Genomic DNA, 24448 nt, shown 5'->3' with positions numbered 1-24448 from the left:
CACATTACTCCTCTTCTTCGCCGCTTTTTCGTGCATTGACGGTTATTGGCAGCTTTGTATCAGGTGCCATTTCGGGAAGGTTGAGCACCCAGCCATTCGCGATACGTATCCAGCCACCCCATAAGGTCTCATGTTCCGATTCGACAATCGGCTCCTCGAGATCCTTCTTCGGAACATAAATTGAAAGTCCGGTCTCGGGGGAACGGCGAATCATTACTTTCATGAAGTCATTTCCTTTGGGTCGCAGGACTCTGGGACTATGATTTGGATATTGTCGTCCATGCGACAGCCAAATGATGCGATTTATTCTCAAAGCGCCGCTCTTCAAGCGGGGATCATGCGGGAAAAATCAGATCCAACGCCTCTTAACTCAAGGCAATCATGGTCTAGGCTGGAACACAGGTCTTCGGGACCGGGCAGACTTCATCGCATTTTGGCTTGTCGTAAGAACCCTCGCATTCCGTGCACTTCTTTGGATCGATCACAAATGTATCGCCCTTCATCGAAATTGCTGCATTGGGACATTCAAATTCGCAAATGCTGCAGCTGGTGCATTGGGAAGCGATGATCTTATAGGCCATGTCCATCTCCTCTTACGGACGCGACGTCGTGCTTGTTACGAAGTCCTCGCATTTTCGCCGACCGTTCTTGGCATGGGATAGGCGACAACATGCGCGGACCGCTTCGCTGTTCGTGACGTGAACAGCAAGCAATGTGCCATCTAGTTAAGCCGCTGATTTCACGCCCATTAAGGATTTATTCTCGAACAATCCAGAGCAACTCGTACGACGGGATGTCGGAATCCGAACATCCTCCCGCGAGATCCGCCAATGGCATGTCGCGCAGCACTGGAATGAAATTGTCGAAGTGTTGGAGCGTCTCGCACGTAGCCGCGAGAACGCCCAAGGCATCGCGCATCCTAGGCGTTGTCTTCAACGAGTGAGAGAGGCGCGCCTCAAGCTAAAATCTTTTAATCGGAATATCGTATTTGCGGAGAGCATAGCCGATTTGGCGCGGCGTGAGATTGAGCAAGCGCGCAGCCTTGGCTTGCACCCACCCCGCCGTCTCCATGGCCTGAAGCAAACGCTCCTGTTCAGCCTCGCCCTCACCATTCACGATGCTGCAATTGCCTGCCTGCGGGCACGCGTCGGGCGAGGGGGCGATGATATCACCGTCCAATGGCGGCGAGAGTTTTTCCGGAGCGGAGACTGGAGGAGAGGAGTGGGGCGGGCTTTTGAAAGCGGGTGCTTGGCTCGGGGCGGCATTGGAAGGTCTCGGCACTCCGGGCGTCCCCTTCCAAAGGGTCGAAGAAAGACATTCATCATGGCGGCAGGCAAAGTCATCCGCCACGATTTTCAGGCCCTTTGCCAGCGTGGCCGTCCTGCGCACGCAATTCTCGAGTTCTCTTACATTTCCTGGAAAATAACATCCCTCGAGGACGTTCTTGGCGGAGGTAGTCCAGGCCAATTGCGTAGCATGCTCTTCATTGAAGCGGCGCAGAAATTCCCGCGCGAGAAGAAAGATGTCCTCCGGCCTTGCTCGAAGCGCAGGAACCGAGATCGTTACAACATTGATCCTGTAATAGAGATCGGCACGGAATTCCCCGTGGGCTACGGCATCTTCAAGGTTCTTGTTTGTCGCCGCTACCAAGCGGACGTCCACCTTGAGCGTCCGCATACCTCCGACGCGCTCGAATTCTCCCTCCTGCAAAACGCGAAGCAGCTTTGCCTGGAACGCGGGCGAGATCTCGCCAATCTCGTCCAGAAAGAGCGTACCGCGATCGGCAAGTTCGAAACGGCCCTTGCGTTGACCAATCGCCCCCGTGAAAGCGCCCTTCTCATGGCCGAAAAGCTCGGACTCCAAGACGGATTCTGGCAGCGCTGCGCAATTGAGCTTGACGAAAGGTCCCTTCTTGCGCGGCGACAGATCATGGGTGGCACGCGCGAAAAGCTCCTTGCCGGTTCCTGATTCTCCGCGCAAGAGAACTGTCGAATTGGTCCGCGCCACGATTTTGATCTTGTGGAGTACGGAATGGATCGCGGCGCTATCGCCAATGATGCCCCGCATGCGCGGTTCATGGTCGGCAACGATTGTTTCGGACAACTCCTTGGCAAGACGGCTTTGCTCGACCATGAGACGCTCGCGATCGCGCGCCACGACATTGTGCAAGCGCACCGCCTGACCGACAAGATTGGCAATCATCGCCAGGAATCGAACGTCCTCGTCGAAACGAAAATTTGCCCGGCCGTCCCAAATACGGTCGATGGTCAGCGTACCAATCACCCGGTCGCGTTCCTTGATCGGAACGCCGATAAACGAGACTTTTGCCTCAGTCTTGCCCTGCTCGGTGGACGGCCAATCCGAAAACAGCGGATTCCTTGCGACATTCTCGATAACAACAGGCATTTTTGTCGTAACAATTTGACCAATTGCCCGTTCCGGAATTCTCTCGAAATGACTTTTCGCGTTCTCTTCGTTCCAGCCAACACCCACAACGACGTCAGGCGAGCCGCCGTCATCGAGGAGCGCAATGATGCCATGGCGCATCTCGAGAAAGCTCGACAGCAATTTCAGGACATTCGATAATGTGGTCTCGAGGCGCGCGGGGGCGGCCAGAATTTTCGAGATCTCGTAGACGCCATGCAGAGCGATGTCCGCGCGGTTGGAGAACTCATTGGGCCTTGCGAAAAAACTTTTGCTCTCGGGCCCGAGATTCGGATCGTCCCGATTTGGACTAGTCATAGCCATCGCACCAAGCTTCTTGGTTACAGCATGCCTGCCAATTATCTTGAATCATGAGTGCGCCATCCAATTTGGTGCACCGAAGCATTGTTGCAGGCGCGAGACGCAAGTGCAACAAAATTCTGTGTCAAACCCATGTTGGTAGATAAAAACCTTTCTGCCCCGGGGAACAAACGGCCGGCGCCTTATTACAACGGGAAGAAACAAACCTGAATATCCGTGGGTTTTGCATAAAAAGGTGCCGACGTGACGAGCGTATCAGCCCCTGCCTTCGCATAATCCCCCGCATTTTGCGCGTTAACTCCGCCAGCTGCGGCGATAGCCGGACGGCCATCGCTTCTCTTTCGGATTCCGGTCACGACTCGCGCCACGGCAGCGGGCACGAATTTCTCGAGCTGAATGACATCGGCCATCGCTTCGGCCGCCAAGAAGGCATCAGCCTCCGATGTGACCTCAACCATGACGGCCCGCTCAGGGGATCGCTCCTTCACCTTAACAATAGGAGCCTTGAGATCGGCGGGCTTTTCCAAAAAAATCCGATGCTCATCAAACAGCATGATCGTATCCGACAGCCCGAGACGATGGATCTCCCCGCCCCCGCGATCACTGCCTTCAGGGAAAGCCGCTTCCTGAAAGGCACGGCTTTCCGCGTACAGAGAACTGCAATTCGTGGTGCACTGGCTCTCGCGGCCGCGACGATCTCATGGGTCAGCGTTGCAATGCCGGACGCCCATTCCATGAGTGTTTGTGTAGCCTTCCATCCCGCGTGAAGCGCCGTCGCCGGTCCCTCCGCCTCTAACAAAAGCACGCCCTTGCAGCTCCGAGTTCCAGCTTGCGCGGCGAAGGTCACCGATGCGCCGAGCCGCGTGAGCATCCGGCAGGCCTCATCCGTTCCGCAAAGAATAAGATCCTGGCGCGCAGTGAATGTCGTCCGGCCCGGACGGCCGCCAATACCAAGCGCGCGCATCGTCAAATCGCCGAAACCCACATCTTCATTGATCAAAAAATCGATTTCGGCGTCCGGCAAACGCACAGGCCCACTCCGTGCAACGCCTCCATTCGCTGGCAATCAACCAAACTTGAACAGAACCCCAAATCCGCCGCGCGGATAATCCCACTCGACCTCTCCTGTCTTAGCCGTCACGACACGGCAGGTCCCGCATTCGAAGCAACCATCCACCGTGATTTCTACTTGACCCTTGTCATTTTGGCTGTAGCAACCGGCCGGGCACGTGTAGGTGAGCGATAGCAAAGCTTTCGATGGAATCTCATGCGGGCGCACCTTGATATGCGGGCGGCCCGCGTCCACGAGATAGCGGTTCTGGAAAAGCTTCTCTTCAACTTTGGCGCCGGAGGCACCGATTTCCGCCACGCTTGTCATCGCCATGCCCTCGCCAGCTTGAATGCATCTCCGATAAGGCCCGGCAGTGACCGGCCCTTGCGGAATGATTTAAGGATCTCTTTTTCCTTGCTCCGTTTGTCCGCTCCATCAACTCGAAACCAAGTCTGCGCGGCGGAAGTAAGAAGCCTCGGATAGAGGCCAAATACCTGCTTATTTCTATGCAGAAATTCGGGAATTTTCTTGTACTTCTTCAGGTCCTTTATGACGAAGGTCGCATCCAAGCGGCGCTTATATTCCGCAAGATTGGCTTTCGACAATTCCACTCGCTGCCGCTTGAGAGATACAACTGTCTCACCCGCGATACGGCCCGTCGTCATTGCGAGGTTGGACCCTTCCCGGTGCACGGCATTGACGAACTGGCCCGCATCACCGACGACGATCCACCCATCTCCAAAAAGTTCCGGGATGGCATTGTAGCCGCCTTCCGGAATCAAATGGGCCGCATATTCCTTGCATTCGGAGTTTGCCAGCAGCGGCTTAATACTCGGATGATTTTTGAAAGCTTCGAGGAGCCCGTAGGGCGTCGTGCCATTTTCAGCAAAATCCGACACGATGCAGCCAATGCCGACAGAGATCGATTCCTGATTGGTGTAAAGAAAGCCCGTCCCCGTCATTCCAGCGGTGATCGTCCCCATCGCCTCGATGACCGTGCCTTCATTGCCTTTCAAATTGAACCGGCTCTCGATGACTTCGCGCGGCAAGAAGTGCATCTCCTTCACGGCAAGCGCAACGCTATCTGGCTTCAGCTCTGACCGCAGGCCCGACCGTTGCCCAACGATCCCGTTCACGCCTTCGCCGAGGATTACGACGTCGGCAAAAGCCACTCCACCATCGCGGTCTGTCTTCACGCCGATCACTTTCCCATGGGCGTTAAGAAGAAGCTCTTTGACCGTCGTTTCGCACAGCAGCACAACGCCCGCGTCGCGGACTTTGCGGCTAAACCATTTATCGAATTGCGCGCGAAGGATCGTGTAACGGTTGGGCCGTTCCTCATTGAAGTCCTCGGAGCGGTAATGCATGCCGACATAGGATGTATCATCCATTGTCCACAGGCGCTGCTCAATGATGTGGCGCTCGAGAGGTGCGTCGTCCCGGAAATCAGGAATGATCTTTTCCAGCGCATCGGCATAAAGGATCGCGCCCTGGACGTTCTTCGAACCCGGATATTCTCCTCGCTCGAGCTGAAGGACTTTGAGGCCTGCCTTGGCCATGGTATACGCCGCAGCGTTACCTGAAGGTCCGGCGCCTACAACAATCGCGTCGAAGCGTTCTTCGATCATCCGTGCCTCCTTAGCCAGCAAGCCTATTCACCGACAAATGCTTGCGGAACGCCTCCGTCAGGGCCGGCAGAAGCCGGATGGCATCCGCGACAATCCCGAGATGGGCAAAGTCGAAGATCTGAGCGTTCGGATCGGTATTAATCGCGACAATCATGTCGGAACCCTCAACACCAACCCGATGCTGTATCGCTCCTGAAATTCCAGCCGCGATATAAAGTTTTGGCCGGATTGTTTTTCCCGTTTGTCCGATCTGCCGGTCCGAGGTCATCCAGCCTTTTTGGACAAGGGGACGCGAGCCACCATATTCCGCGCCAAGCACTTCGGCGAGAGATTTGACGAGCTGAAAATTTTCGGCTGATCGTAAGCCCAAGCCGCCCGCGACAACGATATCGGCGTAGGAAAGCTGGGCCTTGTTCGAATCCCTGTCGGCGACGAACCGGACTACCTTGGTCACGATATCATCTTCAAGGAGCCCCAAGGGGTGCTCGACAATGCGCCCGCGCCGGCCCTCTTGCCGTATTGGCATCGGCAAAACACGCGGCCGCACTGTCGCCATTTGCGGCCTGTAATTCAGCGTCAGAATGGTACAAAGGAGCGAACCGCCGAACGTTGGCCGGGTGGCTGCGAGCGAGCCTTCATCATCTATGGCGAGTTCGGTGCAATCGGCGGTAAGGCCGGTAAGCAAAGTCGTTGCCACGGACCCTGCGAGATCACGCCCGAGTGTCGTCGCGCCGAGGAGCAAAATCTCGGGCTTGTAGGTATTGACGACATCGCTCATGGCTTTTGTGTAGGCCTCATTCCTATAATGAGCGAGGGCGGGATCTGTCACCGTGTAGACAATATCCGCTCCATATTCGAAGCATGCGATGGCCGCAGCGGCGATCGCGTCCTTGTCGCTTCCCATGACGACGCCAGCGAGTTCTACGCTCCGTTTATCGGCTAGCTTCCGGCCTTCCCCCAAAAGTTCGAACGAGACGGGGTGCACCGCGCCATGCTCGCATTCAACAACGACCCAGACGTGCTTGTAGCCTTTGAAGTGCTCCGGCAGCTCTTTCTTCAAACCGGCCCGGCTCTGTGCCGGGGGGGCTGGTTTCGCGACCTCGGTCATTGTCCCGCCTCTTCTTCCTATTGCCCTGCCGAAAATCGCATGAGATCACTTTCGAGGGCTGGCTGACGCTTAAAAATTTCCGCCATCACCGTCTCCGCGAGCGCTTCCATGGAAACATCCGCCGAAGGGATTTGATGTGCTTTCTCGGCCCGTGGAGAGGGTGCAAACACTTTTTTCACAATAGTGGGCGATCCGCGTAGACCGCATTGTGTGAGATCCGTGATTCCTGCATCCGCCGCGTTCCACGTCACGATCTTCGCCCGCGCCGCACGAAATGCATCATTGAGCGTCCCACGCCGGATTTCATTTGCACCTTCGAGCATGGTGATCAAAACCGGCAAGCACGTCGATAAGACCTGCACACCGCCTTCTGCCCGCCTCTCGACTGTAATATGACCAAGCTCAGGATCGAGATCCACGATCCGCGCGACATAAGTAAGCTGATTGAGATTGAGACGCTTGGCGATGCCAGGACCTACTTGTGCGGTGTCGCCATCAATTGTCTGTTTGCCGGTGAAAATCATTTGCGGTTTGCCAAACTCCAACTCGATTTTATGGAGCGCAGCTGCCAAGGCAAAGCTGGTCGCCAGCGTATCGGACCCCGCGAAAAACCGGTCGGTCAGGAGCACCGCTCGGTCAACCCCGAATGTGAGTGCCTTGCGTAGCGAGTCCTCGGCCATGGCCGGACCCATGGTCAGGACCGTCACCTCGCCGCCGAACTTGTCTCGCCACCGCATCGCTTCTTCGAGCGCGAAAAGGTCATAGGGGTTGATGATCGTCGGCACGCCTTGCCGCATAATCGTATTGGTGACGGGATGAACGCGGATCTGCGCGCTATCAGGAACCTGTTTCATGCAAACGACGATGTGCATCGGTTCTCACTTTCGCCCTAGGGTCCTTGCAATGAAGATCGCCGACGAATTACCGCAAGCGCCATGCCAATCATCCCCACACTAGAAGTCTCCCAAACAGCAGATGGTGCCCGGCTCGTTCGCGCAGAAGCGAAAAACAAAACCTGACTCTATTGTCGGCTAGGCGACATCCTTGTCGTTATGCTTGTCTGCCACCGCGAGTGACGTGAGTGGCACAAATGGCTTTGCAGGCTCCGGCTTCTGCTCGACGGCCTCCTTATGGACTTTGAACAGGCGTTCCTGGATGGGCGAAGATTTCACAAAATCTTGGTAAGCTTGTTCGAGATGTTCGCGGCAAAGCGCGCGGACCTCCGCGGCGCTCAGACCTTCGAAAACCCCGTCGAGCTGACTGCCCTTCAAATATTGACCCATGCGGCGCAAAATATGGAGCCGGGCGACTTGAACAACCGTAGGTTCGAAAGGAACATCGAGAAAGGTGAAGAAGTCTTCCGCCGTGGATAGACATCCCAATTCATCAAGCATGCTCATGACCGAAGCGCCTCCATCGCCGCGCAAAAAGCCGGAGCCGATTGCGTCTTCCACTCAAGATTACCGGTCCCGCACTGGGTCTCGGCGTCGGGTGCGGCAGGCATGCCGGACGCATGCCGATTGCCGCGTCCCTGCAAATGGGCGACACGCGCCTCCAAAAACTCGATCCTGTCGAGCATACGGGTAAGTGCCTCGCCCACGGGATCTGGAATAAGGTGGTGTTCGAGATCGATGCGCCCATCGAGGCGCCGCCGCTTGTGCGGATCGCGGACGATCCTTCCTGGAATTCCGACCACGGTCATGCCCGGCGGAACATCCTCGACGACCACGGAATTCGCACCAACCCGGGCGCCTGCGCAGACGACGATTGGTCCCAAAATCTTGGCTCCGGCGCCAATCAAAGCATCGCTTTCGACTGTCGGATGCCGCTTGCCAGGCGACCAGCTTGTCCCTCCAAGAGTGACACCGTGATAAAGGGTCACGTCGTCGCCAATCTCTGCCGTCTCGCCGATCACGACGCCGGCGCCATGATCGATAAAGAGCCGGCGCCCAATCGTCGCCCCAGGATGGATATCGACATTCGTGGTGAACCGTCCGAACCACGAAAGCAGGCGCGCCGGAAACCGCAAGCCTTTGCGCCACAACTGGTTCGCGAAACGGTGGAGGACGAGAGCATGCACTCCCGGATATGTGAGGATGATCTCAAGCGTATGCCGCGCCGCCGGATCGCGCGCCTTCACACAACCGATGTCTTCACGCAGCTGAGTCAAAATCCTGGTATTAGGCTTTCCTCCGGCCGTATGCTTGAGGCTTTGCGCGGTCAGCATAGAGTGCCTCGATCCAGGGCGGATTGTGCCACGAGAGCCGTTTCCTCAGAACCCGTGGCGGCATAGAATTCAAGTAACTCGGATTCGTGGATTGACCTCTTCAGGGCAACTGCGCGTATCCGAACCTCATCAAGGACGCGTCTTGCCCTGCCTTCATCCGCGGTAATACCAAGCGAGGTCAAAGCATTGGAAATTGCTGCCATGCCCGAATGTTTGCCGAGAACGATGCTGCGGGCGCGCCCGAACTGGGCGGGATTGACAGCCTCGTAGCACTCAGGGTCACGCAAAATCCCCGAGACATGGATTCCAGATTCATGGGCGAAAGCCGCCGCGCCGACGATGGATTTGGCTGCGGGGATTGGCCGGCGCGTCCCCCGTGCAACAAGCTCCGCGAGAGAAGTGAGCTGGGTAAGATCGACCGCCGTCATGCGACCGGACACTTGCGCGAGCGCGGCCGCTACTTCCTCAAGTGCGGCGTTACCAGCCCGCTCGCCGAGCCCAAGAACACAGACGCTCACGTGGGTTGCGCCGCCGCGAACGGCGGCAAGGGTGTTGGCGGTCGCGAGCCCAAGGTCGTCATGTCCGTGGAACTCAAGCTCCATGTCGGTTTCCCGCCGCAGACTCTCGAAAAGATCATGAGTCTTAAAGGGATCGAGCACGCCAAGCGTGTCAGCGAAGCGAAAACGGTGGGCTCCGGAGGTCTGTGCAGCGGCGACAACCCGGAGGAGAAAATCGAAATCAGCGCGGCTTGAATCTTCGCCGCCCACCGAGACCTCAAATCCCTTGTCGCGCGCATAGGAAACGACCCGGTGAATGCGCGCGATCACGTCCTCGCGGCCACATCCGAATTTTACCCTAATCTGCCGGTCGGACACGGGGACCGACAGATTGATCCGCGAAAGACCTGTCTTGAGCGCCGCATCGACATCGGATTCGGTCATCCGGCACCATGCAATAACAACCGCATTGCGTACCGCCGAACTCACCGCGGCGATGGCGTCGATCTCGGCTGCTCCCATCGCCGGAATTCCTGCCTCGATCTCATCGACCCTAGCGGCGTCAAGCCCGCGCGCGATCGCGATCTTTTCATCAATCGTGAAGGAAACGCCAGGGGCCTGCTCACCATCGCGAAGCGTGGTATCGTTCACGATCACCGGGGGGAAAGCCTGAGCGGTCATCTTTCCCTCATACATAATTTGGCACACGGAGTTCGGGATCCGCTTGCCGTTCCTGCCACATCGGCGAGGTTTCCCTCAACTTCGCAATGATGCCGGGCATAATCGCCAATACCCGCTCAACATCATCAGCGGTATTTTCGCGCGAGAGGGAGAGCCTGATCGCACCGTGCAAAGCTTTCGGAGGGATACCCATTGCGCGAAGGACATGGGATGGCTCGGTCGAACCCGAGGTGCAAGCCGATCCTGATGACGCAGCGATTCCTTCCCTGTTCATGCGATGAAGAATCGCCTCGCCGTCGATGTGCTCAAAAGCAATGTTGGAGGTATTAGGCATCCGGTTTTGGTCATCGCCGGTCACAAAGCAATGGCCAATCTGAAGCAGTCCCCTTTCAAGCCGGTCGCGCAGGGCCGCGACCCGCGTGTGTTCTTCCTGCAGATGATCGGCCGCAAGTTCCGCGGCTTTGCCAAACCCGACTATCGCTGGCACGTTTTCCGTGCCGCCCCGGCGGCCACGTTCTTGATGGCCGCCACGTATGAGAGGCTTGAACTTTACGCCTTTTCGTATGTAGAGTGCGCCGATTCCCTTCGGCCCATGCAACTTATGTCCCGACAGCGAAAGCATGTCGATCTTGGTACTCTTGAGGTCGATCGGAACCTTACCGGCCGCTTGCACCGCATCAGTGTGAAAAATCGCCCCGGCGTCATGGGTGAGTTCCGCGAGGTGCTCCACAGGAAACAAGGTTCCCGTCTCATTATTGGCCCACATGACGGAGGCGATGGCGGTCCGCGGTCCAAGCGCCCTCTGAAAGGCCTCAATATCCAAGCGGCCTCGCCCATCTACACCAATGTAGTGAACTTTTATTCCCCGGGATTTCTCAAGGTGACCAGCGAGCGTGAGAATTGCAGGATGCTCGACCGCCGTCGTGATGATCTCATCACGGTCCGCCTGGGACTCAAGTGCGGAGAGAATTGCCGCATTGTCGGATTCCGTGCCGCCAGAAGTAAAGATAATCTCGTGATCGAACGCGCTACCCAGAAGCGCTTGCAAATGTTGACGGGCTTGTTTTAACGCACCGCTAACATCGGTACCAAAGGCATGAGTCGAGGACGCATTGCCGAATTGCTGCGTAAAATACGGCAGCATCGCAGTGAGAACCTTTGGGTCCGTCCGGGTCGTCGCATTGTTGTCGAGATAGATCGGCCGCACGGAATGCCTCTCCCTCAATGACTTGCCTTGACCCCGCCCATGACGGGAACAAGGCGCACGAACTCACCCAGCTTCTCCACGACGCGAGCTTGAATGCCTTCAAGGGTAGCGTTGCTCAACTTGCAAAAGACGCAAGCCCCTGTGAGTCTGACCATAATTTTATTGCCGCAAACTTCGACGAGCTCGCAATCGCCACCATCACGCCTCAGATTGGGACGAATCTCCTCTATGACATCTTTGATGAGCTGAAGGCGCTCAGCCTCTCCAGTCACCGGGGCGCTTGTCTGTCCTGATTCAGCCAACATGGGAATGGTCTCACTCGAAGAGGAGTTCAAAGGATCGTGTGTTTGAAGAAGATGTCAGCCGAACGACTTACCACAGGCACAGCTTGAGGTAGCATTGGGATTCTCGAAGGTGAACCCAGCGCCTTCGAGCGCCACGACGAAATCGATGGTCGTGCCGGCAAGCATGTCGTGACTGTTCATATCGACAAAGACCTTGACGCCATCCCGCTCGACAACGGTATCGTCTGGCTCAGCCTCATTGACGAGACCCATCAAATATTTGTTGCCGGCACAGCCCCCACTCTCAACCTTGATACGCAAGCCGCCGACCGGCTCAGAAGCACCCGCCATCGCGTTCCGCACCGCATCCAAGGCACTGTCGGTCAGGTTAATCATCGCTCACCTCCTACCACCGAGGATTTCATGTGATCCCCCGGCAGAGCAAGCTCCATGCCATCCCGCAACCTCTTGATTTGATGTCTATCTTTGTCGCCACGCTGTTGCGTTTATGACGTGTGTCCGGTTTCCGACAGCGATGTTGTGCGCGGCACGTTCCATCGATCAGCGCGCTAATGGCTCTTCGAGATCCATTCCACGGAAGATCGAGCAGCGTTTGAACACGCTCAGTGACGGTTCGACACTCTTGTGGTGGCAATATTTTGCGACGAGCTTGGCCAAGCCCTTGATGTCCCTCCCGCTCGCCTCTGGGAATGTTTCCGTCAGCCGATCCAAAAGCTGCCCATCGACCGCAAGCCCGAATTGCTCGGTCATGACTGTCCAAATCCGCCGTCGCGCCGCGCTATCAGGCGGATAGAATTTGATCAACGCGATACAACGCGAAACAATCGCTTCATCGATGTCGTCGATGCGGTTTGTCGTCAAAAACAAAAGGCCATTGAAATATTCGAGAACCCTTAAGAACACGCCGACGACGGCATTCATTGTGATGTCGTCATCACGGCGCTTAATGTAGACATCCGCTTCGTCGATGAGCATAACGGCGCCCCAGCGCTGGGCACGCGTCAATGTGTCCTTAAGCACCGTCTCCATCGCAGCCACATTGAGCCCGAGCTGGCCCGAATGCACTCTGTAGAGCGGCCGCTTGATGATCTCGGAATAGACTTCCGCGGTGAGGGTCTTGCCGACCCCTGGAGGCCCCGCGCAAAGGACGGTTGTCCCTCCTGATTTTCCGGCGATAATGTCATCCATCAAGATGTCCATTTCGGCCGTCAATATGTCGATCAGATCCGTCTGCTCCTCGGGTAAAATCAGCTTCTTCTTCAGATCTGGCTGATAGGCGTAGGGTGCGACGTCATCGACGTGAACCCACAAATAATGATGCAAATCGAGATGAAACATGAGGATATAGGCGTGGACAGGAATTTGGCAAAAGAGACCTTTCCGGATCGCGGCCTTCGATTCCTCCACTTCATCTTCGGCATTATAGAGATTGCTCTTCGCGGCCTTTCTCAAATATTGACCAAAAATATCTCCCGTTACATCGAGAGTCCGTGCGCGATTGGTTAAAATGCTTTCGTCATTGACCAACCGGGCGGCTCCCCCGCCTGACGCAAGGACGACGATGTCTTTTCGTGACCAATCCGTGTCCCGGTGGGAGGAATTGGGATCTTCCGTATAGAAACCCGTTCCTCGGCCAGAGAATTGCGCGCCATATCTGCCGCGCCAATCGAAATAACGTTCCACGGTCTCATCATAGGCGGCAATAAGCTCCGGAGTTTCCTTCAAAAAGCCCTTGGCCGAAAAAATTTCGGCGACCGTTTTGCCGACGATGTCGCTGGCCGAGATCCGGAGCGTTATGCTGGTGATCGCCCCTTTGGCATTCGCCTTCAATTCGACAAAGACACGTCCGGTCTCGTCGTTCGACGGAGGCGTATAGTCGAGCCGGGTTATCGCATAGGGCAGAAGACGGCGTGCCGTACTCGCGGTGAACATCCAGCCTCGGACCGCGTCGGCAACCAAGTAACGCGCTATTGCCGGTAGCACAGATTCGAGATCGTCGGCCGTGAAGGTGACGCCCTTGTCGTCAAATGTCCTTTGGAGTGTTGAGAGATAAGCAAAACTGGCCTGCATTTTCGGTCCAGCATCGCGATACAGGTTCTGAAGGAAAATCAGTTCCGCGCTCGAAAGCTGTTGAAACGGCACTTCAACGTTGTCGCCAAAACGGAGCTGTTCTTTCAAGGGTGCAAGCTCTGGGAAAGCCGCGACCATCGTTTCGAGATAGGGCCGTTCAATCTGAAGCTTCATGTTCCGCGCCTGCCGTCGGTACGAAAAAACTGTGATCCGGGTGAGCTTGCACGCATCGCGCCAAAGCGGCCAGCCAATTGCATAGGCGCCAGCACTTGCGCAATCTTTCCGTTAACAAACTGAAGGACGATCCATGACAACGATTGAGAAAACCGTAGCTGGGATTGAGAACACCGCCCTGAGTTCCCTAGACCGGGAGGGCCGCTTGCTTAACGCCGTCCTCAAGAGCCCCACGACAAAGCCCGGGAGGTTCGGTTTCCGGGGCGACATTGCACTCAAGTTTCAAGCACAAGTGGCGGACGAAAAACGGCCGCCGGATTTTTCCATCGAACAGGTTCTCACCATCGTACAGGAGGGCGAACCGGCCATACCTGTTTTGGCCGGCTACCTACATTCCTTCGCCTATCTGAAGGAGGTCGCTGAGGTTCTGAAGGGCCTTCTCAGCCCAACCGGAACCTATTTCATATTTTGCAACAACATAGACCTTCTGGCCAAATATCGGGTCACCATCGAGGGCATCACGTTCATTATTCTGCCCTGCGACGAATCGACCGTATGGAAGGAAATGCTCGACCTCATGAGTATCGACAAGAACGACATCAAAAAGCTAGATACGGCCGGAAAGCTTGATTACGTCCTTGATGCGGCGGTTGGCTTGGACGCGAGATATGAGGCCATCACCTATGAAAAAGGGCTAGAGCTGATGGAACCGGTCAAGAACCGCAATGCCAATCGCCCGGTATAAGGTTCCTGTGGGCAAGCCACCGGAACCGCAGTGGATCAGGCCTGCTTTTCGTCTGGAAGATTCTCCTCTTCCTCCTCCTCGACGAGCGTGACACCCAAGACGCAAATGTCTCCATCGAGAACGCTCAAGGCAACCGGCGTCAAACTCCGGCCCTTGCAAGGCCCATCAACGCATATGCCGGTTCCGAGTTCGAACAAGGCACCGTGCTTTCCGCACAGCAGACGGATACCGTTCGGATCCAGGAACTGGTTGCGTTCCCAATCGAGATTGACCCCGTCATGCGGGCATTTGTTGATATAACCAAAGACCTGTTTGCCCCATCGGACCACGACAATGGACCAGGGACGCGGCATGCCATCCTCGCCAACAATCATTAATTTGAAACCCCTCGCTCTTTGGCTAGGAATATCGTTCAAGCCGCAGATCGCGTAGGCAATAGCTGAGTCCATGGTATCCTCGTTCAAGGCAATTCCCCCATAGTCAGATTCTCCGGGTGCCAGCGATTGCCTGATGTTTCGGCTTTGCTTAGCAGCAGCGCGTTGGCGGCGAGCGAGAATTCTTGCCAGGCAGCGGCGATATCCCTTAGAATCGTTTGTAAATAGGCTTTGCTCAAATGATGCTCCTCGGGAAAATTTGAGAGAGCACAAGATGTTGCATTAAACGCTGTGACATCGTCGAGTACCGCTTTCATGACATCACGGAATGGGGCCTGTACTTCAAGCGTGAGCGCCGAACGGCCGCGCTCGACACCAATACCGCTCATATCAAAGGGTAAGCCGTCGAGCATATCCAAGGCTTTGCTATAAACTTCTTCGATCGCACCGAGAACGGCGCGCTGGGTGAGTTGATCCCTTTGCTGCTGGGCGAGGCCACGGTTTAGTCGATGCCGATAGCTCTCGAAGACGGCATCCGTTTGACCAGAAACCCATTCGCGAAACCGCGCAAGACTTGCTGCATTCAGGGACTGCGGGTCGGCTTCCTCGCGGTTTTCAACGCTGACCGCGACGGTCTGCGCGAAGGACGCGCGCGTTCTGATGAGTTCGCGGGAAATCCGCCTTGCGGCTTCGACGGCACCCTCGAGGTAGCCGCTGCTGCCAGCCGCTGTTTCCGCACCGCCCAAATGGAGCTTTCCGTCCCATAAAGCCCGCCGCAGGAGGGGATTGGCGAAACCCGCATGAGGGGCACCCGGCGCGGTGCGATCCAAAGCGCTGCAAGTATAAGGGTCAAGTGACCAGTCCTGATAATGCTGCTCGTCTCGTTCCAGCCTATGGCCAAAGACCTGTTCCATTTGATTGGCCATGAGCAGAGGCAGACCGGCGCTAAAGGATTGCCGCAATTCCGGCGACAAGGCAAGAAATCCGCCGAGCGCGGCTTTAGTTGCTGTTATATCGCAGGCATCGAAGATTTCACCAAGCACGGCCTGCTCATGCGTGACATAGGCGTTTCCAGACTGGCCTTCATCGCGCCAAAGAGCCCGGTCATAGCTTATAACGACCTTGGCTTGCGCGGCCATCCAGGTCTCGGCCCCGCGCATGGCCTCGCGCGTCTCGCTGTCGAGTTCGGGCTCGAAGCGGACATGTTCGTCAAGCAGCCGAGGTGGCAGCGCGAGCACGACTTGTCGTGCGGCGACCTCAACCAGCAGGTCTTTGCACCGAAACTTAAGCCCGACGGAATCTCCTCGTTCGGTCACGCCGACCAAGGCATATCCAAGCTTTATATTATCCTTGGGTAGTTTGGCAGCCAGGGCATCGATGAGACTTGCCATACCTCCGGCAAGACGTCTGGCGCCACCGTGCACGCTTTCGCCATCGAGCTGTTCGGGCTTCTTGTCTGGGTCTCTGAGATGCAGCAGCGCGCCTTGATCATGCTGGGGAAAATCCGTAAGATGCAAATCTGAGATAAGGCGGGTAATGAGCGGCTGCGTCTCCGGCCAGAACCATGTTGGGCCAAGATCGACATCTATCCCGCTTCGCCCGCAAGTCACGGAGAGCACGCGACCGCCAAGCCGTGCACGTGCTTCAAACAATACAAAGTCCCGGCCTTGGTCGTGAAAAGCTTTCGCCAAAGCAAGGCCGCATACGCCGCCTCCAATGATTGCCGTTTCAAGCATTGGCCTTCCTTCACATCCTATCGCGTGGGGTGGGCCTTGCAAGAATCGTGGCAAGACTCGCGCAAAGACTTTTTGGCCTTTGCCAACGCCCGTTTGAAGACGGACCGCGTCGTTTGCGCGCATGCACCCGCGAATTCCGCTTGATTTCTTGTCGTGGCTATCGCACCGGAAGGATCATGACCGACGAAAGCACGATCCTCGCCGCCAACGCTGCCTTCTATGCCGCTTTCTCGATGGGAGATGTCGAAGCTATGGCGTGCCTCTGGGCGGACGATGACGCCATCTCCTGCATTCATCCTGGCTGGCCCGCGTTCGTCGGACGTATCGGCGTGGTGGGCAGCTGGCGCGACATTCTTGAAAATGCACGCAGCCCAGCGATTACATGTCATGAACCCCATGCCATCATCACCGGCGATGAAGGGCGAGTCCTCAGCATCGAAATGATTGGGCCGCTAGCTCTCGCGGCGAGCAATCACTTCAAACGCGTCGGCGGGATGTGGCGGCTGGTTCATCATCAAGCGAGTCCGATCGCCAAAGCCGAAATCCACGCTTCAAGCGATCCATTCCGGCCGGCCGGGCAAATCCATTAGAATGCTTTCTGATCAGCTGGATTTGCCTGTCAGCGAAGGCGGGACATCTCAGAACCTGCTTTAGTTGGCACAAAAATTGATAAACTCCTGGTAAAGCATCGGAGCAGGAGAGTCGCAGTGAAGGTCACACAAGCGTTTGCAAATTGCGGGATCGAGGAGCTCAAGGCTCTTCTCGATGGAGGCACTCTCACCGTCTATTCCGTCGCCCGTCCGCTCGATCCGGACTCCCCCGTTGACCGGAGCGGCGTCGTTGCCGTTTTTACCTTCGCATCACCAGCCTTTGGATCCGCGTCCGAAGAGCTCGAAAGCCCCGCTTTCGTTGAAAATCCGGTGGCAGCGAAATTCGTGGGAACACCAGGATTTGCGCGCGCCTGTAAGGAGGACGGAACGGTAGTTGCCGATTTCTCAGCGGGTCCAGGCGATCGCGAGATCAAATTCGATGCGGTCTCTTGCTCGCAGGGGGCTCCGATCACCCTCACCAAGTTCAAATTCATGCCGGAAGGCGGGTGGCCGGAAAGACCTGATTATTACGAGGCAAGGCCTCGAACCGGATACGCCTTGCCAAGCAATCCATGACAGCGGTGCCCGAATAGTAAGTCGGAAGTCTTCGCAACAGATTGTCCATTCCACGACAGGTGTCGTTAATCCTACATAGAGACAAGCGCATGAGCTATGCAAATCCCGAAGCTTTAGTAAGCACGAGCTGGCTGGCCGAGCGCCTGACGGAACCTGGTCTGCGAATTCTTGATTGCACTTGGCACCATGTCAGCACCAATCTTGACGGACGAACGCAATACCGCGGGCGCCATCTGCCTGGCTCCGTTCACTTCGACATTGATCACTTCGCGGACAAATCCAATCCCTTGCCACATATGTTGCCGGTGCAAACCGATTTTGCCAAGAAATCAGGGTTGTTGGGAATTGGCAACGATGATCAGATCGTTGTCTACGATCGTCTCTGTGGCGGGTCTGCGGCGGCGAGAGCTTGGTGGATGTTCCGCGTCTTTGGTCACGAAAAAGTGGCGATGCTTGATGGGGGATATGGCAAATGGACGAAGGAGAAACTCCCCACCAATATGTCCCCCGTCCGGCCGGAACCGCGCAACTTCACGGCCGTATTTGACCCCTCGCTTGTCCGAACTCTCGGTGAGATGCAAGGCAATCTTGCAAGCAACGCGGAACAAGTCATCGACGCTCGCGGCCCCGGCAAATTCAATGGCACTCAGGAAGATCTCTTTCCTACCAAAAAACTCGGACATATCCCAAACGCCATCAATGTACCGTGGGGGGATTTGATCGATTCTGAATCGGGTGCCTTCATTGCGTCCAATGCACTCGCGGCGCGTTTCAAGGCGGCTGGTATTGATCTCCAGCGCCCTATCGTATCGACCTGTGGCTCGGGAATTACCTCTTGCGTCGTGGCGCTCGGTCTCTACTTGATCGGCCATAAAACGGCGGCCATCTACGACGGATCCTGGGCTGAGTGGGGGCTCGCCGAAGACACGCCGGCGGTCGCTGCCTAAAGACCCAACAGGAGTCTTCGTCATGGCCGAGAACAATGAGGCGCTTGCGGTCGTCGCAGCCGGTACGGCATTCGAACTCTGCGCCTCCCAGGATGGGACGGCCTTTGTGCTTCGTTCCAAGACCAACCACTTGTCGGCCCATCTTGTAGGTGAGGATGCCACCCGCTTTCGCGCGGATTACGAAACAATTAAATTGCAATTTCCGGACTGGCAGGCAGATCAAATGCTCGCTCAACTTTGGGATCAAGGCGGATATAGCTGGCTCGCAATTGAAGAGGCGCGTTGACAATGGCTACACTTGTGAAAATCACCCAGGACGGCCGCAGATTGGAAGTCGTCGGCTTGGCCATTTTGCTCGACGGCGAGCTTGAAGCTTTTGATTTGATCGAGGTTAAGCTGCATCCCAACCGGCGTGCGATCGTGCAAGTGTTGCCCGAGGCGACGCATATGGCGGGACGCGTTGCTTTGACCCGTGAAGAAGCCGCCACTGTGGAAGCCGCTTTCAAGGAAGCCGAATTAGAAATACTTGCCAGCCCCACGGCGATTAATGAGCGGTTCCGGATCGCTGCCATGTGGAAGGCGCGGGAACAAGGCATCGAATAGGGTTAAGCCGCTTTCTCACTGGCGGCGTCGGCACCCACCAACAGCGCCGCTCCGTCTTCGGCACCGAAGCAATTGACGAAATCGTCGCATTCCGAACAAACCGGCGAGGTGCAGAGTGTGAATCCCTCTGACCCGCACACCATGCGATATAAAAACTTCTTCCATTTCATGTCGTGCTGGTTCTTTTCAGCCAGCCGCGCGAAATGCCGCTTCATAAGCCGTGAGAGCTCGCCGCGATCGCGTAGCCCCAGATCCTGCCACAAGTGGTGAGGACATTTGCAGCGCCGCGCGATCATGGCGGCGAGCGGACGCTCCAAGGAGCTGACGCCCGAAGAATACATCCCCAAAATATCGCGTAGCGATTGCTCCTCGTCGTCAATCACGAGGTCAACCCCAGCTAGTTCGAAAAAGGCTTCCGTGCCCGGAAACATTGCGCTGGTCAGTTCCATTAGAACCGGCCCGGCAAGGCCTACTCCGCCAGCTACCGCAATCCTGTCCTCGTCCGACTCTTCTATCGCGAGGGCAATAACGGAAGCAACGACGTGGATATCGAATGCATCATGGTCCGTTCGTACGGAGGCTCCGATCAACCATTGATAGGCCTCTTCCGCGCGCATGCTTCTGCCTCGGGTCAGGCGGCCTCGGCCTGTTCGGGTGCGTGGGTCTGACAATTGGTCGGACAGACGCGGGCGCAAGCGCCACAACCGATACAGGCGCCCACGTCATTCATGACCATAATCTTCTTCTCAACCTCATCGTCCTCGTCATCATCAAGGGCAACAAGATCGCCATCCTCATTGAGGCCCTTCAGAGTCATCACTTCACGGCCACAGACTTTATAGCAGCGGCCACAGCCGATACATTTTCCAGGGTCGATGGCCTGAAGAAAATCAGGCTGCCATAAGCGCCCATCTCGCGTTGCATGTGACATCGGCTGTGCCTTTAACGTCAAACGGTCTCGAGGATCTTCAAATTCGCGCGCTTCAGTTCCAATTCCGCGAATGCATCATGAGCCTTCTGAGCGACGCTCATGATCAATTCCCAGTTGACCGGCAGTTCCTCGGACAAATCATGGAGATCCATCTTGGCCTGGATAGCTTTCGCGGATAGTTTCTTGATTTCGGCCTTCAATGTATCAACGTCGCTCATCGTTCCTGTTCCTGTTCAGTATTTTGCCACGTCTGGGAATTTGTTGATCATCTCGACCCCAGCCCTGACATATTTATCGCCCTCCTCGGCAAGCTTGGCGAGGCTGTCAAACCCATAGCGATGAACATCGCGCAACTGCTTGTTGACGACGATCAACCGGCCACCAATGAGCACCATCCGGCCAAAACCTTCATGGCTCATTTTCAACATCGGTGAAATCATGACCCCGGTCTCTCGCTCGACCGAGATACAAACCGCGTTGAAAAAAAGTTCCATCCGCCAAATTGTGTCCGGGTCGGGGTCTCCTATGATCGGCAGTGCCCTGCGCTGTTCCTTGTCAATGATATAGGGCTCGAGCAGATCCAAATCGCCCTTATTATCCCACGTGCCGTGGGTGTCCTGAGCCCGCCATATTTTGATGAGCTCCTTGATGAACGGGGCTTCAGCCGCCGGATTGCTTTTGTCTAGCACTGCTACTTCAACCATTTCGGTCTCACTCATCAAAATCGAGGACTCTTTCCTTGCCTTTCGCCAACGCCTTGCGAAGCCAGGGCGGCGGCGTGCCTTTCAATACATCCTCGAGCTTTAGCAAGAGAGTCGAAATCTCCTCGGGCTCGTTGACTTTCATCGGATGAATATTATTGGCGACGACACGTGCTGCGCCGGACCCGCCGATGGCGGCAACATAGAGAATGGCGCAGTCCTTGATAGCGTCGATCTTCGGCGCAAGCTTGTCCTCGTTGCCATCCTCCTTGAGGTCACCATCGAATTGAATGGCCTCGAGGAATTGATGGCCTTCCGGACCAATTTCGTAGATCGCAATATTCTTGGCCCAGCCAAAATGCGCATCGACACGCTTAAGATCCTGGGTTGCAAATGCGATTTTCATTGAGTCTCCGCCTCTCCTCTGGTCCTAATGGGTCAATGCTGCCGCAGGTGTCTCAAGCGCCAATTCGCTGGGCGTCCGCCATGTATCTGGGGCCGGCTCGTGATGTTCTTCGGCGTCTGCCATGATCAGATTGCTGAGATTAAAAATGAGATCGCGGGTTCCCCGATATCCCACCGACATCAGATGCCCCGCTCCCAAACGATCGAACATCGGCAGCCCCATGCGATAGAACGGAATCTTTAACCGTTCGGCAGCTTGACGGCCATGTGAGTGCGTGATGAGGAGATCGCACCCTTTGTCTTTTGCGAGAGTCTCCAGATCCTCCAAATCACCGATCAGCACCTCATCCGTGGCGATGCGCTCCAGCAAAGGAGATTGGGTGGTTGTCACAGCTGCGGTGACCTTGGTGCCCATCTCGTGCAGCATGCTGCTGATGGAAAACAGCAGATCCGGTTCTGCCCCTATGGCAAGCTTGCGTCCGCCAAGATGGAAATGTCCGTCGAGCATCGAGTCGATAAGCTGACCCCGCTGGCGCCGGTATTTGACCGGGACCGGTTTACCGCTGATCGTGCTCAAGAACATGACGAAATCATCATTGGGGGAAAGACCACAGAGTCGATCGAAGAGTTTGTAAGGAACCCCCGCCTTCTTTTCCATCGCTTGTGCAGCCAGGCGCATATGTTCGCCGATCGCGATCGTCCAAGACGCATAGCCCATAGTCGCGACTTCCTCGACACCGATTCCGCCAATGGTTGTCGGGGTGAACTCATCTGGGATATGCCCATCAAGCGATCCCCCCAAGTCTGGCAAAAACGAGGGTTCAAGTCCGAAATCCTCGATAATGGTACGGAGCTCGTCGATATCGCCTGGTGTCAAATGGCAGCCCGGCAGCACGTTGACGCAGGTTGCATCCCTGCGCGCCAAATTGCCGGGTTTGTCGACAAGCACCTCGACCATCCTGGCAACTGTTTTCTCCCAGCCATCCTGAAACGCATCCTTGAAATCAGGGGTCGAGACATAGACCAATGGGAATCGAGCGAGAGCCGGATATTTCTCCCGAATGAGCTTGATATATCCTTCGACATCATCGCCCTTCGTTTCCGTCACACCGGTTGAACAAATACCAATCAATTCCGGCTTTGCCCTATTGTAAATATTCAGAATGGCCTGCTCGACATTCTCAAAGCCCCCGAGAACGGTGGCAACCTCGCTCATCGCGGTTGTTTGCAGCGGGATAGCTTCCTTGAAATGCCGCACGAAAAGGACCAGACCGAAGGACGTGCACCCCTGCGATCCATGCAGCAAGGGCATCGCGCCACGCAGTCCCATAAAGGCGAGCGCGCCGCCAATCGGCTGGCTCATCTTTAGCGGATTGACCGCACACGCCTTCTTGCCGATTGTGATTTTTGCCATCAGCTTCATTCACTCTACGGCAGCAAGAGTAGGAATATCGGCCATATCCGCAAGTCCCGGCATACTGGCCAAAATATCGTCGATACGCCCGGCGCATGCTCCGCACCCCCCCGAAGCATTGGTCCGCTCTCTGACCCCTTCAACAGTCGTTAGGGCATGGGCGCGTGTCGCGTCCTCAATCGTGCCAAGATCGACGCTCTTGCAATTGCAAATCTTCTTGGAGCGCCGTGCCTTTTCGGCAAGTTCCGGATTGGCGGCGAGCTCGGCGGCTTCGGCGTTCAACTGAAGAATTGCCTTGGTCTGCCAATTGTTTTCTGGATTCTCCCAGGGAGCAGGCTTGCGGACTTCTACCCAGATGGGATTGAAAAGCGCTTTGTCGATCCCCTCGACCAGCTTCACCATCCCCACATAGCCCATATAGGCGTGATGGCGTTCCTGATTGATATCGAGCCAAGGCATTGCGGCTTTCAATGCAATGAATTGCGAGCGGCCTCCCGATAGCATGATGTCAGCTCGTGCATCTTTGAGCATTTTGTACATTTCACGCGGGGTCATATCATCGATCATATGGGCGTCTTGGCCCATGAGTTCCTTGATCCGCTCTTTGTCTTCCTTCGTGGATTTCTTGACGCTCGTCCCAACAAGCTCAAGGCCGGCTTCCTGTAATGCAGCAAGCACCGACCAGGATTTGACACCACCAGTGATCAACAAAACTTTTTTGCCCTTGAACCGTGGTTTATAGGGCGCGATGGCGGCCCAGGCGCGCGCCTCTTCCCGGGCAATCACGGCTTCCGTACGGCCAACGAGCTCGCCGGGCGCGCCACGCTCAACCAGCATCCGGGCGATTTCGCGAAGCGAATCGCTTGAATCCGTAATTCCGTAAAACGAGCCCTCAAAGAAAGGAATGCCGTAGCGCTCCTCCATTTTACGCGCGACATTGATCATCGCCTTGGAGCAGACCATCATCGAGGCGCGCGCCCGATGGGAATAAGCCACCTCGCGGTACTTGCCGTCGCCTGAGATGCAGGAAAGAATACGAATTCCCAGCTCGTCGAGGAGCGGCTTTACCTGCCACAACTCACCAGAAAGATTGTATTCCCCTATGATGTTGAGATCATAGGGCGTCGTATAGTCTGGCTCTTCCGTGCCAATCACATGTTCAAGAAGTGCTTCCCCAGCCAATTTATTGCCGAGATTTTTGGGTCCGACGAATCCGGGCGAGTTAATCGGGATCACGGGCTTACCGAATTTCTCACGCGCCGTCTTGCAGACCGCGTTGATATCATCACCAATCATCGCCGGGACGCAGGTTTGATAAACGAATATGGCGGGTGGATTGTATTTCTCGATGATTTCCTTGATCGCCTTGTAGAGCCGTTTTTCTCCGCCGAACACGACATCCGTTTCATTAATATCTGTCGTAAACCCAGTTCTCCAGATATTCGAGCCAGAGGATTTCGCGCCTCGATTGTCCCAGGAATTGCCCTCACAGGCGATTGGGCCGTGAACGAGATGCGCAACATCCGTGAGGGGTTGCAGCGCGATTTTCGCGCCATCAAACGCACACCCGCCGGCAGCGCCGCCAGGTTGCAATTGTTTCGTGCAGCCCTTTTTACGCTCGGCTTCCGATTTGTTGGCGTTTTTGCCGCAGCCAGGCTCGTTGAATACACCTTGGATAGTCGCCGATAGTGAGCTCATGCGTCACTCCTATTCCCGTAGGTACCGCCGAGATC

Annotated in this window: 32 protein-coding genes; 6 read left to right on the top strand and 26 right to left on the bottom strand. The window is 56.0% G+C overall.

Translation table 11 applies throughout. The features are described from left to right. Positions 1-4: 4 nt before the first annotated feature. The 17 genes from nifT to QEV83_RS10680 all read right to left on the bottom strand — a co-directional run bounded on the left by nifT (position 5) and on the right by QEV83_RS10680 (position 13693). Positions 5-223, bottom strand: a complete 219-nt coding sequence (gene nifT / locus QEV83_RS10760) for a putative nitrogen fixation protein NifT (protein ID WP_280127742.1) — start codon at positions 221-223, stop codon at positions 5-7. Positions 224-386: 163 nt separating this feature from the next. Beyond that, the gene (locus QEV83_RS10755) at positions 387-581 is read right to left on the bottom strand and encodes a 4Fe-4S binding protein (RefSeq protein ID WP_280127741.1); all 195 of its coding nucleotides are present in this window, start codon (positions 579-581) and stop codon (positions 387-389) included. Positions 582-756: 175 nt separating this feature from the next. Then, complete coding sequence (locus QEV83_RS10750) at positions 757-918, bottom strand: hypothetical protein (RefSeq protein WP_280127740.1); 162 nt, start codon at positions 916-918, stop codon at positions 757-759. Positions 919-960: 42 nt separating this feature from the next. Further along, positions 961-2742: a nif-specific transcriptional activator NifA gene (gene nifA / locus QEV83_RS10745; RefSeq protein ID WP_280127739.1), complete on the bottom strand. Its 1782-nt coding sequence runs from the start codon at positions 2740-2742 to the stop codon at positions 961-963. Between the two features lie 188 nt (positions 2743-2930). Further along, complete coding sequence (locus QEV83_RS10740) at positions 2931-3299, bottom strand: hypothetical protein (protein ID WP_280127738.1); 369 nt, start codon at positions 3297-3299, stop codon at positions 2931-2933. Beyond that, on the bottom strand, positions 3230-3775 hold the full coding sequence (locus QEV83_RS10735) for a hypothetical protein (protein ID WP_280127737.1): 546 nt from the start codon (positions 3773-3775) through the stop codon (positions 3230-3232). The genes QEV83_RS10740 and QEV83_RS10735 overlap by 70 nt, the downstream gene beginning before the upstream one ends. A 36-nt stretch (positions 3776-3811) precedes the next feature. Then, entirely contained in the window at positions 3812-4123 is a 312-nt protein-coding gene (locus tag QEV83_RS10730) for a ferredoxin family protein (RefSeq protein ID WP_280131027.1), read from the bottom strand. Further along, positions 4120-5424, bottom strand: coding sequence for an FAD-dependent oxidoreductase (locus QEV83_RS10725; protein WP_280127736.1), 1305 nt, complete (start codon positions 5422-5424; stop codon positions 4120-4122). Before QEV83_RS10725 ends, QEV83_RS10730 begins: the two co-directional genes overlap by 4 nt. 10 nt (positions 5425-5434) lie before the next feature. Further along, complete coding sequence (locus QEV83_RS10720) at positions 5435-6532, bottom strand: electron transfer flavoprotein subunit alpha/FixB family protein (RefSeq protein ID WP_280127735.1); 1098 nt, start codon at positions 6530-6532, stop codon at positions 5435-5437. A gap of 17 nt (positions 6533-6549) precedes the next feature. Then, a complete protein-coding gene (locus QEV83_RS10715; protein WP_280127734.1) occupies positions 6550-7404 on the bottom strand; it encodes an electron transfer flavoprotein subunit beta/FixA family protein in 855 nt (284 codons plus the stop codon). Between the two features lie 159 nt (positions 7405-7563). Further along, a complete protein-coding gene (gene nifW / locus QEV83_RS10710) occupies positions 7564-7932 on the bottom strand; it encodes a nitrogenase stabilizing/protective protein NifW (RefSeq protein ID WP_280127733.1) in 369 nt (122 codons plus the stop codon). Further along, positions 7929-8759, bottom strand: a complete 831-nt coding sequence (cysE, locus tag QEV83_RS10705) for a serine O-acetyltransferase (protein WP_280127732.1) — start codon at positions 8757-8759, stop codon at positions 7929-7931. The genes nifW and cysE overlap by 4 nt, the downstream gene beginning before the upstream one ends. Next, positions 8753-9937: a homocitrate synthase gene (gene nifV / locus QEV83_RS10700; protein ID WP_280127731.1), complete on the bottom strand. Its 1185-nt coding sequence runs from the start codon at positions 9935-9937 to the stop codon at positions 8753-8755. The genes cysE and nifV overlap by 7 nt, the downstream gene beginning before the upstream one ends. A gap of 7 nt (positions 9938-9944) precedes the next feature. Then, the gene (gene nifS, locus QEV83_RS10695; RefSeq protein ID WP_280127730.1) at positions 9945-11144 is read right to left on the bottom strand and encodes a cysteine desulfurase NifS; all 1200 of its coding nucleotides are present in this window, start codon (positions 11142-11144) and stop codon (positions 9945-9947) included. A 14-nt stretch (positions 11145-11158) separates the two neighbouring features. Beyond that, on the bottom strand, positions 11159-11449 hold the full coding sequence (locus tag QEV83_RS10690; protein ID WP_280127729.1) for a NifU family protein: 291 nt from the start codon (positions 11447-11449) through the stop codon (positions 11159-11161). Positions 11450-11503: 54 nt separating this feature from the next. Next, positions 11504-11824, bottom strand: coding sequence for an iron-sulfur cluster assembly accessory protein (locus QEV83_RS10685; protein WP_280127728.1), 321 nt, complete (start codon positions 11822-11824; stop codon positions 11504-11506). Between the two features lie 165 nt (positions 11825-11989). Continuing rightward, positions 11990-13693, bottom strand: coding sequence for an ATP-binding protein (locus QEV83_RS10680; protein ID WP_280127727.1), 1704 nt, complete (start codon positions 13691-13693; stop codon positions 11990-11992). A gap of 133 nt (positions 13694-13826) precedes the next feature. Between QEV83_RS10680 and QEV83_RS10675 the strand changes: the two genes are divergently transcribed. Next, entirely contained in the window at positions 13827-14438 is a 612-nt protein-coding gene (locus QEV83_RS10675; RefSeq protein WP_280127726.1) for a hypothetical protein, read from the top strand. A gap of 35 nt (positions 14439-14473) precedes the next feature. Here the strand turns inward: QEV83_RS10675 and QEV83_RS10670 are convergent, their stop codons facing one another. Further along, the gene (locus QEV83_RS10670) at positions 14474-14887 is read right to left on the bottom strand and encodes a Rieske 2Fe-2S domain-containing protein (RefSeq protein WP_280127725.1); all 414 of its coding nucleotides are present in this window, start codon (positions 14885-14887) and stop codon (positions 14474-14476) included. Positions 14888-14898: 11 nt separating this feature from the next. Further along, positions 14899-16548 carry an FAD-dependent oxidoreductase gene (locus tag QEV83_RS10665; protein ID WP_280127724.1) on the bottom strand — a complete coding sequence of 550 codons (1650 nt, stop codon included), beginning with the start codon at positions 16546-16548 and terminating at the stop codon, positions 14899-14901. A 176-nt stretch (positions 16549-16724) separates the two neighbouring features. Between QEV83_RS10665 and QEV83_RS10660 the strand changes: the two genes are divergently transcribed. From QEV83_RS10660 to QEV83_RS10640, 5 genes are all read left to right on the top strand, one after another. Next, complete coding sequence (locus tag QEV83_RS10660) at positions 16725-17138, top strand: nuclear transport factor 2 family protein (protein ID WP_280127723.1); 414 nt, start codon at positions 16725-16727, stop codon at positions 17136-17138. Positions 17139-17255: 117 nt separating this feature from the next. Then, the gene (locus QEV83_RS10655) at positions 17256-17714 is read left to right on the top strand and encodes a hypothetical protein (RefSeq protein ID WP_280127722.1); all 459 of its coding nucleotides are present in this window, start codon (positions 17256-17258) and stop codon (positions 17712-17714) included. An 89-nt stretch (positions 17715-17803) separates the two neighbouring features. Beyond that, complete coding sequence (locus QEV83_RS10650) at positions 17804-18661, top strand: sulfurtransferase (RefSeq protein WP_280127721.1); 858 nt, start codon at positions 17804-17806, stop codon at positions 18659-18661. 22 nt (positions 18662-18683) lie between these two features. Then, on the top strand, positions 18684-18947 hold the full coding sequence (locus QEV83_RS10645) for a hypothetical protein (RefSeq protein WP_280127720.1): 264 nt from the start codon (positions 18684-18686) through the stop codon (positions 18945-18947). A 2-nt stretch (positions 18948-18949) separates the two neighbouring features. Then, positions 18950-19264 (top strand): hypothetical protein, encoded by a 315-nt coding sequence (locus tag QEV83_RS10640; RefSeq protein ID WP_280127719.1) that lies wholly within the window; start codon positions 18950-18952, stop codon positions 19262-19264. Between the two features lie 2 nt (positions 19265-19266). Here QEV83_RS10640 and QEV83_RS10635 read toward each other — a convergent pair whose 3' ends face one another. From QEV83_RS10635 to nifE, 7 genes are read right to left on the bottom strand one after another with little or no spacing between them, the layout of a single operon-like run. Continuing rightward, on the bottom strand, positions 19267-19881 hold the full coding sequence (locus QEV83_RS10635; protein WP_280127718.1) for a nitrogen fixation protein NifQ: 615 nt from the start codon (positions 19879-19881) through the stop codon (positions 19267-19269). 14 nt (positions 19882-19895) lie between these two features. Continuing rightward, a complete protein-coding gene (gene fdxB, locus QEV83_RS10630; RefSeq protein ID WP_280127717.1) occupies positions 19896-20195 on the bottom strand; it encodes a ferredoxin III, nif-specific in 300 nt (99 codons plus the stop codon). A gap of 17 nt (positions 20196-20212) precedes the next feature. Continuing rightward, the gene (locus QEV83_RS10625) at positions 20213-20413 is read right to left on the bottom strand and encodes a CCE_0567 family metalloprotein (RefSeq protein ID WP_280127716.1); all 201 of its coding nucleotides are present in this window, start codon (positions 20411-20413) and stop codon (positions 20213-20215) included. Positions 20414-20428: 15 nt separating this feature from the next. Then, complete coding sequence (locus QEV83_RS10620; RefSeq protein ID WP_280131026.1) at positions 20429-20899, bottom strand: NifX-associated nitrogen fixation protein; 471 nt, start codon at positions 20897-20899, stop codon at positions 20429-20431. 7 nt (positions 20900-20906) lie between these two features. Next, on the bottom strand, positions 20907-21302 hold the full coding sequence (gene nifX / locus QEV83_RS10615; RefSeq protein ID WP_280127715.1) for a nitrogen fixation protein NifX: 396 nt from the start codon (positions 21300-21302) through the stop codon (positions 20907-20909). A gap of 24 nt (positions 21303-21326) precedes the next feature. After that, positions 21327-22715 (bottom strand): nitrogenase iron-molybdenum cofactor biosynthesis protein NifN, encoded by a 1389-nt coding sequence (gene nifN, locus QEV83_RS10610; RefSeq protein WP_280127714.1) that lies wholly within the window; start codon positions 22713-22715, stop codon positions 21327-21329. A 9-nt stretch (positions 22716-22724) separates the two neighbouring features. Then, positions 22725-24413 carry a nitrogenase iron-molybdenum cofactor biosynthesis protein NifE gene (gene nifE / locus QEV83_RS10605; RefSeq protein WP_280127713.1) on the bottom strand — a complete coding sequence of 563 codons (1689 nt, stop codon included), beginning with the start codon at positions 24411-24413 and terminating at the stop codon, positions 22725-22727. Positions 24414-24448 lie beyond the last annotated feature (35 nt).

The sequence above is a fragment of the Methylocapsa sp. D3K7 genome (assembly GCF_029855125.1).
In the GTDB taxonomy this organism is placed as follows: domain Bacteria; phylum Pseudomonadota; class Alphaproteobacteria; order Rhizobiales; family Beijerinckiaceae; genus Methylocapsa.
This window is presented reverse-complemented; position numbering and strand designations above follow the sequence as displayed.

What these genes read in the sequence shown, in the direction of transcription:
- nifT (WP_280127742.1), bottom strand. Translation starts at nt 223, where the DNA reads ATGAAAGTAATGATTCGCCGTTCCCCCGAGACCGGACTTTCAATTTAT.
- QEV83_RS10755 (WP_280127741.1), bottom strand. Translation starts at nt 581, where the DNA reads ATGGCCTATAAGATCATCGCTTCCCAATGCACCAGCTGCAGCATTTGC.
- QEV83_RS10750 (WP_280127740.1), bottom strand. Translation starts at nt 918, where the DNA reads ATGCGCGATGCCTTGGGCGTTCTCGCGGCTACGTGCGAGACGCTCCAA.
- nifA (WP_280127739.1), bottom strand. Translation starts at nt 2,742, where the DNA reads ATGACTAGTCCAAATCGGGACGATCCGAATCTCGGGCCCGAGAGCAAA.
- QEV83_RS10740 (WP_280127738.1), bottom strand. Translation starts at nt 3,299, where the DNA reads ATGCTGTTTGATGAGCATCGGATTTTTTTGGAAAAGCCCGCCGATCTC.
- QEV83_RS10730 (WP_280131027.1), bottom strand. Translation starts at nt 4,123, where the DNA reads ATGACAAGCGTGGCGGAAATCGGTGCCTCCGGCGCCAAAGTTGAAGAG.
- QEV83_RS10725 (WP_280127736.1), bottom strand. Translation starts at nt 5,424, where the DNA reads ATGATCGAAGAACGCTTCGACGCGATTGTTGTAGGCGCCGGACCTTCA.
- QEV83_RS10720 (WP_280127735.1), bottom strand. Translation starts at nt 6,532, where the DNA reads ATGACCGAGGTCGCGAAACCAGCCCCCCCGGCACAGAGCCGGGCCGGT.
- QEV83_RS10715 (WP_280127734.1), bottom strand. Translation starts at nt 7,404, where the DNA reads ATGCACATCGTCGTTTGCATGAAACAGGTTCCTGATAGCGCGCAGATC.
- nifW (WP_280127733.1), bottom strand. Translation starts at nt 7,932, where the DNA reads ATGAGCATGCTTGATGAATTGGGATGTCTATCCACGGCGGAAGACTTC.
- cysE (WP_280127732.1), bottom strand. Translation starts at nt 8,759, where the DNA reads ATGCTGACCGCGCAAAGCCTCAAGCATACGGCCGGAGGAAAGCCTAAT.
- nifV (WP_280127731.1), bottom strand. Translation starts at nt 9,937, where the DNA reads ATGACCGCTCAGGCTTTCCCCCCGGTGATCGTGAACGATACCACGCTT.
- QEV83_RS10690 (WP_280127729.1), bottom strand. Translation starts at nt 11,449, where the DNA reads ATGTTGGCTGAATCAGGACAGACAAGCGCCCCGGTGACTGGAGAGGCT.
- QEV83_RS10685 (WP_280127728.1), bottom strand. Translation starts at nt 11,824, where the DNA reads ATGATTAACCTGACCGACAGTGCCTTGGATGCGGTGCGGAACGCGATG.
- QEV83_RS10680 (WP_280127727.1), bottom strand. Translation starts at nt 13,693, where the DNA reads ATGAAGCTTCAGATTGAACGGCCCTATCTCGAAACGATGGTCGCGGCT.
- QEV83_RS10675 (WP_280127726.1), top strand. Translation starts at nt 13,827, where the DNA reads ATGACAACGATTGAGAAAACCGTAGCTGGGATTGAGAACACCGCCCTG.
- QEV83_RS10670 (WP_280127725.1), bottom strand. Translation starts at nt 14,887, where the DNA reads ATGGACTCAGCTATTGCCTACGCGATCTGCGGCTTGAACGATATTCCT.
- QEV83_RS10665 (WP_280127724.1), bottom strand. Translation starts at nt 16,548, where the DNA reads ATGCTTGAAACGGCAATCATTGGAGGCGGCGTATGCGGCCTTGCTTTG.
- QEV83_RS10660 (WP_280127723.1), top strand. Translation starts at nt 16,725, where the DNA reads ATGACCGACGAAAGCACGATCCTCGCCGCCAACGCTGCCTTCTATGCC.
- QEV83_RS10650 (WP_280127721.1), top strand. Translation starts at nt 17,804, where the DNA reads ATGAGCTATGCAAATCCCGAAGCTTTAGTAAGCACGAGCTGGCTGGCC.
- QEV83_RS10645 (WP_280127720.1), top strand. Translation starts at nt 18,684, where the DNA reads ATGGCCGAGAACAATGAGGCGCTTGCGGTCGTCGCAGCCGGTACGGCA.
- QEV83_RS10640 (WP_280127719.1), top strand. Translation starts at nt 18,950, where the DNA reads ATGGCTACACTTGTGAAAATCACCCAGGACGGCCGCAGATTGGAAGTC.
- QEV83_RS10635 (WP_280127718.1), bottom strand. Translation starts at nt 19,881, where the DNA reads ATGCGCGCGGAAGAGGCCTATCAATGGTTGATCGGAGCCTCCGTACGA.
- fdxB (WP_280127717.1), bottom strand. Translation starts at nt 20,195, where the DNA reads ATGTCACATGCAACGCGAGATGGGCGCTTATGGCAGCCTGATTTTCTT.
- QEV83_RS10625 (WP_280127716.1), bottom strand. Translation starts at nt 20,413, where the DNA reads ATGAGCGACGTTGATACATTGAAGGCCGAAATCAAGAAACTATCCGCG.
- QEV83_RS10620 (WP_280131026.1), bottom strand. Translation starts at nt 20,899, where the DNA reads ATGGTTGAAGTAGCAGTGCTAGACAAAAGCAATCCGGCGGCTGAAGCC.
- nifX (WP_280127715.1), bottom strand. Translation starts at nt 21,302, where the DNA reads ATGAAAATCGCATTTGCAACCCAGGATCTTAAGCGTGTCGATGCGCAT.
- nifN (WP_280127714.1), bottom strand. Translation starts at nt 22,715, where the DNA reads ATGGCAAAAATCACAATCGGCAAGAAGGCGTGTGCGGTCAATCCGCTA.
- nifE (WP_280127713.1), bottom strand. Translation starts at nt 24,413, where the DNA reads ATGAGCTCACTATCGGCGACTATCCAAGGTGTATTCAACGAGCCTGGC.